Source organism: Cellulomonas massiliensis JC225 (assembly GCF_000312005.1).
In the GTDB taxonomy this organism is placed as follows: Bacteria; Actinomycetota; Actinomycetes; order Actinomycetales; family Cellulomonadaceae; genus Cellulomonas; species Cellulomonas massiliensis.
Map to the genome: position 1 here is coordinate 754,138 of NZ_HE978588.1, position 4,827 is coordinate 758,964.

The following is a 4,827-nucleotide window of genomic DNA, read 5'->3' on the forward strand; positions in this document are numbered from 1 at the left end:
GAGCGCCGGCGCAGGACCACGAGAGCCGTGCCGGCGGCGCCGAACGCCGCCACGCCGAGCACGACCGCGAGCCACGTCGGGATGCCGCTGCCGGCGAGCGGGCCTGCCGCCGGCGTGGGGCTCGCGGACGGCGCCGCGGTCTGCGGCTGGACGCTCGCCGACGCCTCGGCGGTGGGCGTCAGCGCGGCCCCGGGCGTGCCCGACGCGGGTGCGCTCGGCTCCTCGGTGCCCACGGCGTCGGTCGCGCGGAACGCGAGCTCGCCGGTGATGGGGTGGCCGTCCGAGGACGTCGCCCGCCACAGGACGGTGTACTCCCCCGCCGGCCGGTCCGCGCGCAGCGCCTGGGTCACGACCGCGTCCGTGACGCTCGCCTCGCCCTCGTCCACGCGCTCGCCGTCGGGTCCGGTGACCGCGACGCTCGTGCCCAGCTCGAGCACGGCCTCGTTGAACGTCAGCGTGACCTGCTCCGGCGCGGTGGCGACGACCGTGCCGTCCGCCGGGTCGGAGTCGAGCAGCGTGTCGTGCGCCTGCGCGGGCAGCGCGAGCGCGGCCAGCGCCGCGGGCACGAGCGCGACGGTCAGGAGGGCCGCCCGCAGCGCGCGCGGCGGCCGGAGGGAGGAGAGAGGCACAGGATCAAGCATCGCCCATCGGCGGCGCGCGGCCGACCGGGCCCGGGTCACGAGACCCTCCGGCGGCTCACGACGACCGCGGTGGCGAGGCCGGCGAGGCCGACCACGAGACCGCCCACCGCGAGGCCGCGGGCGACGGGGTCGGTGGCATCCGCCGCGGCCGGGGCGTCCTGCGGCGCACCCGTCGCCGTGGTCGTGCCGTCCGCCGGGGTCGTGACGAGCGTGGGGGCCGGGTGCTCGGGCTCGTCCTCCCCCGCGACCGCGACGTCGGCCCAGTCCACGACCGAGCCGTCGTCGTAGGTCTGGTGCGCGGGCAGCGCGAGCGTCGTCCCCGCCTCGTCGGGCAGCGGCCCGGCCGAGACGTCGAAGGCCTGGAACTCGCCGGGCGCGATCGCCGCCTGCGCGTCGTCGGCCGTCCACGTCACCCGGGTCGCCGCCTGCGTCACCTCGGTGCCGTGCAGGTCGACGGGCTCGGGCAGCGGTCCGCGCGTCACCTCCGCGGTCCAGCCCGGCACGGGCCGGACCGACACGGACAGCAGGGGGTGGTCCGTGGGCAGGTCCACGACGACCCGGGTCGTCGACGCGGTGGGCTTCTCGTTCGGCACGCGGAAGGTCAGGACGCTCCACCCCCCGGCGTCGGTGCTCGAGGGGTCGACGGTCACGTGGGCGGAGGCGAGCGTGGCGGGCAGCAGGACGAGCGCGGCGGCGAGCGCGGCGACGGCGGCCGCCCGGGTCGCCGGGGCAGGGCGGTACGTGGTCTGGAGCACGGTGGTTCCTCGTCAGGTCGGGCCGGCGCACGGGCGCACGGCGTCGAGGCCCGTCCGCGGGTCGCGGCGGGCCGAGCGCGCGGGGCGCTCAGGGACGGACGAGGGCGGCGGGGGGTCCGCGGCGGGGGACCGCGCGCAGCAGGGCGGCGGCACACGGCCGCGGCAGGACGACGAGCACGGGCAGCGGCCGGTGCGCGGGCGGCGCCGACGGACGGACCGGCAGCGCGGGGACGACCCAGCCGAGCACGACCGCGACGGCGCGCTCGGTGGAGGCGAGGACGAGCGCGGTGACCACGGTGGCCGCGGCGTGCGCGACGAGCATCGACGCCGACGACGCGTGGCCGGCCGGCTCGCACGTCACCGAGCCGGACGTCACGGTGCCCAGGTGCGCCGCATGGCTCGTCGCGGCGACGGCGCTCGGCACGACGCAGCCGTGCACCGCCTCGAAGACCTGGTGCAGCAGCAGCTGGCCGGCGCCGAGCAGGACCAGCGCGGCACCCCGGCCCAGGGGTCGGGCCGTGGCCACCGCGGCCACCGCGAGCACGACGCCCCCGGCGGTGGCGAGCACCGCCGGCGCCGGCAGGTGCCCGCCTCCGAGCACGTGCGCCCCGGCGGCCAGCGCCACGACGAGCGACGCGACGAGCACCGAGCGCCCCAGCCTCGTCGCCCCGGTCGTCAGCACGCGGCCACCGTAGCCCGCGGGCGGGACGTCAGGTGCGGGGGGTGAGCCGGACCACGGGGATCTCGCGGTCCGTCTTCGTCGCGTAGCCGCCGAACCGGGGCGCGGCGGCCACGACGCGCGCCCACTCGCGCTCCCGCTCCTCGCCGTGCAGCTCGCGCGCGCTCACGGGGACCGTGCGGCCCTCGAGCTGGACGGTGACGGCGTCCGGGTGCGCCGCGACGTTGCGGTACCACGCCGGGTGCCGGGCCGCGCCGTTCGCGGACGCCACGACGACCCAGGAGCCGTCCTCGCCCGGGAACCACGCGACCGGGGCGGAGCGCGGCTCGCCCGACGAGCGCCCCGGCGCCGTCAGCACCAGCAGGTGCATGCCCATCGCCTCGCCGCCCTTGCGGGCGCGTCGCATGACGAACCGGTTGGCCCACCTCACCAGGGCGCCCGGCTGGCGCGCCCCGTACGTGCCCTGCGCTGCGGTGAACGACATCCGTGCCTCCTCGTCGAGCGGTCGGCTGCCCGCGTGCGGGCCCTCGTCTGCGGCAACGCCCGGGCGGCCCCGCCTCATCCCGCACCGCCCCGGCGCGTCCCGGGTGCTCCGTGGCCCCGCCGGGCAGTCTGGACCGCGGGCGGTGAACCGGCGCGGCGTCCGCGTCGTCGTACCCGACGTGGGCCGACCGGCCCGACCCGCGATCCGCACCGCGGAGCGCACCCGCCGACCGCTCCTCGCCGAGCGACGACCTGGAGGTGGCGATGTCCACGACGACCACGAGCAGCGCGAGCACCGTCGCACAGGGCTCCGCGCCCGACCCCGCGGGCCACGCGTGCGGCGGGGGCCACTGCCTCGACCGCCGGCAGCTGCTGGTCCGCGCCGGCACCGCGGGGGCGACCGTCGGCGCCGTGGCCCTGCTGGCCGCGTGCGGCGAGTCCGCGGACTCCCCCGGCTCGGGGGGCGGGGGCGGCGGCGCGGCGACGCCGGGCGCCGACGGCTCGCTCGCGAAGCTGTCCGACATCCCCGTCGGCGGCGCGGTCTCCGCCACCGCCGCCGACGGCTCCAAGATCCTGCTCACCCAGCCGGAGGCGGGGACCGTCGTCGGGCTGTCCGCGGTCTGCACGCACCAGGGCTGCACGGTCCTGCCGGACGACGCCCAGCTGCACTGCCCGTGCCACGGGTCGACGTTCGACCTGGAGGGCAAGAACGTCTCCGGCCCCGCGCCCAAGCCGCTGCCCGCGTTCGCCGTCCGCGTCGAGGACGGCGCCGTCTTCGCGCAGGGGTCGTGATGGCCGCCGACCGGCCCGTCGCGTGGGGCCTGCGCGTGCTCGTCGCGCTCGCCGTCCTCGTCTCCGGCGCGGTGCACCTGTGGCTCGTCGCGAGCCAGGGGTACGGCGGCGGCACGGGGAACTGGCTCGCGACCGCGTTCTGGCTGCAGGGCGTCGGCGGGATCGTCCTCGGGCTGCTCGTGCTCGTCTGGCGCTCGCCGCTGCCGCTGCTCGGCGCGGTGGCGTTCGGCGCGGCGACGCTGGCGGGCTTCCTGCTCGCCGTCTACCTGCCCGACGGGCTCCTGGGCGTGCGGTCCGCCTGGAGCGGCTGGCCCGAGCTCGTCTCCGCCGCCACGGAGGCGCTCGCCGTGGTCCTCGGCCTGGCCGCCCTCGCGGCCGAGCGGCGGCGGGCGCCGGTCCTCGTCTGACCTCGCGCGACGACCCCGGTGCGCGGGCGCCGGGGTCGTCCGCGGGGTCGGGCTACGGCGGTCAGCCCCAGACGAGCCCGCGGGACGGGTCGGCCAGCACGGCGGCCACGTCGGCCAGGACGCGCGCCCCCAGCTCGCCGTCGACGAGCCGGTGGTCGAAGCTCAGCGCGAGCTGCGTCACGTGGCGCGGCTTGATCTTGCCCTTGTGCACCCACGGCTGCTGCCGGATCGCGCCGAAGGCCAGGATCGCGGACTCGCCCGGGTTGAGGATCGGCGTGCCCGAGTCGATGCCGAACACGCCCACGTTGGTGATCGTGACGGTCCCGTCCGACATGTCCGACGGGCTCGTCCGGCCCTCGCGGGCCGTCGCCGTGAGGTCCGCGAGCGCCAGGGCGAGGTCGTGCAGCCCGAGGCGGTGGGCGTCCTTGACGTTCGGCACGACGAGCCCGCGGGGGGTCGCCGCGGCGATGCCGAGGTTCACGTAGTGCTTGTAGACGATCTCCTGCGCCTCGTCGTCCCACGAGGCGTTGATCTCGGGGTGCCGGCGCACGGCGGTGAGCAGCGCCTTCGCCGCGATGAGCAGGGGCGTCACGCGGACGTCGGCGAACTCGCGGTCGGCGCGCAGCCGCTCGACGAGCTTCATCGTCCGCGTGACGTCGACGGTGTGGAACACCGTCACGTGCGGCGCCGTGAAGGCGCTCGCCACCATGGCCTCGGCCGTGCGCTTGCGGACCGACTTCACCGGGACGCGGGTCTGGCGGCCGTCCGACGAGACCGTGCCGGAGGCCAGCCACGGCTTGTCGTCGCCCGCATAGGTCGCCAGCGTGCGCGCCTCAGCGCGGGCCGCGTGGGCCAGCACGTCCTCGCGCGTGACGATGCCCCCGGGCCCGGTCGGGGAGAGCGAGTCGAGGTCGACGCCGAGCTCGCGCGCGAGCCGGCGCACGGGCGGCTTGGCCAGGGCGTGCCGTGACGCCTCCGCCGCGCGCGGGCGGCGGGAGGCGCCCGCGTCCGCGGCGCCGTACCCGACGAGGACCGCCTGGCGCTCCGCCGGGGCCGGCTCGGGCGTCGTG

Annotated in this window: 7 protein-coding genes; 2 read left to right on the plus strand and 5 right to left on the minus strand. The window is 78.2% G+C overall.

Translation table 11 applies throughout. From position 1 onward, the window contains the following. The 4 genes from HGCM_RS18700 to HGCM_RS03580 form a co-directional block, all read right to left on the minus strand. The coding region (locus tag HGCM_RS18700; protein ID WP_019135512.1) for a copper resistance CopC family protein at window positions 1–629 on the minus strand (629 nt) is incomplete at its 3' end. 47 nt (window positions 630–676) lie between these two features. Next, window positions 677–1,396: a YcnI family copper-binding membrane protein gene (locus tag HGCM_RS03570; RefSeq protein ID WP_019135513.1), complete on the minus strand. Its 720-nt coding sequence runs from the start codon at window positions 1,394–1,396 to the stop codon at window positions 677–679. A gap of 88 nt (window positions 1,397–1,484) precedes the next feature. Beyond that, window positions 1,485–2,078 carry a hypothetical protein gene (locus HGCM_RS03575; protein ID WP_019135514.1) on the minus strand — a complete coding sequence of 198 codons (594 nt, stop codon included), beginning with the start codon at window positions 2,076–2,078 and terminating at the stop codon, window positions 1,485–1,487. 28 nt (window positions 2,079–2,106) lie between these two features. After that, window positions 2,107–2,559, minus strand: coding sequence for a nitroreductase/quinone reductase family protein (locus HGCM_RS03580; RefSeq protein ID WP_019135515.1), 453 nt, complete (start codon window positions 2,557–2,559; stop codon window positions 2,107–2,109). A 263-nt stretch (window positions 2,560–2,822) separates the two neighbouring features. On the opposite strand from HGCM_RS03580, the gene HGCM_RS16700 reads away from it, so the two are divergent. Then, on the plus strand, window positions 2,823–3,350 hold the full coding sequence (locus tag HGCM_RS16700) for a QcrA and Rieske domain-containing protein (protein ID WP_081596430.1): 528 nt from the start codon (window positions 2,823–2,825) through the stop codon (window positions 3,348–3,350). After that, the gene (locus HGCM_RS03590; RefSeq protein WP_019135517.1) at window positions 3,350–3,757 is read left to right on the plus strand and encodes a hypothetical protein; all 408 of its coding nucleotides are present in this window, start codon (window positions 3,350–3,352) and stop codon (window positions 3,755–3,757) included. The genes HGCM_RS16700 and HGCM_RS03590 overlap by 1 nt, the downstream gene beginning before the upstream one ends. 61 nt (window positions 3,758–3,818) lie before the next feature. On the opposite strand, the gene HGCM_RS16705 is transcribed toward HGCM_RS03590, so the two are convergent. Beyond that, the coding region (locus tag HGCM_RS16705) for a dihydrolipoamide acetyltransferase family protein (protein ID WP_019135518.1) at window positions 3,819–4,827 on the minus strand (1,009 nt) is incomplete at its 5' end.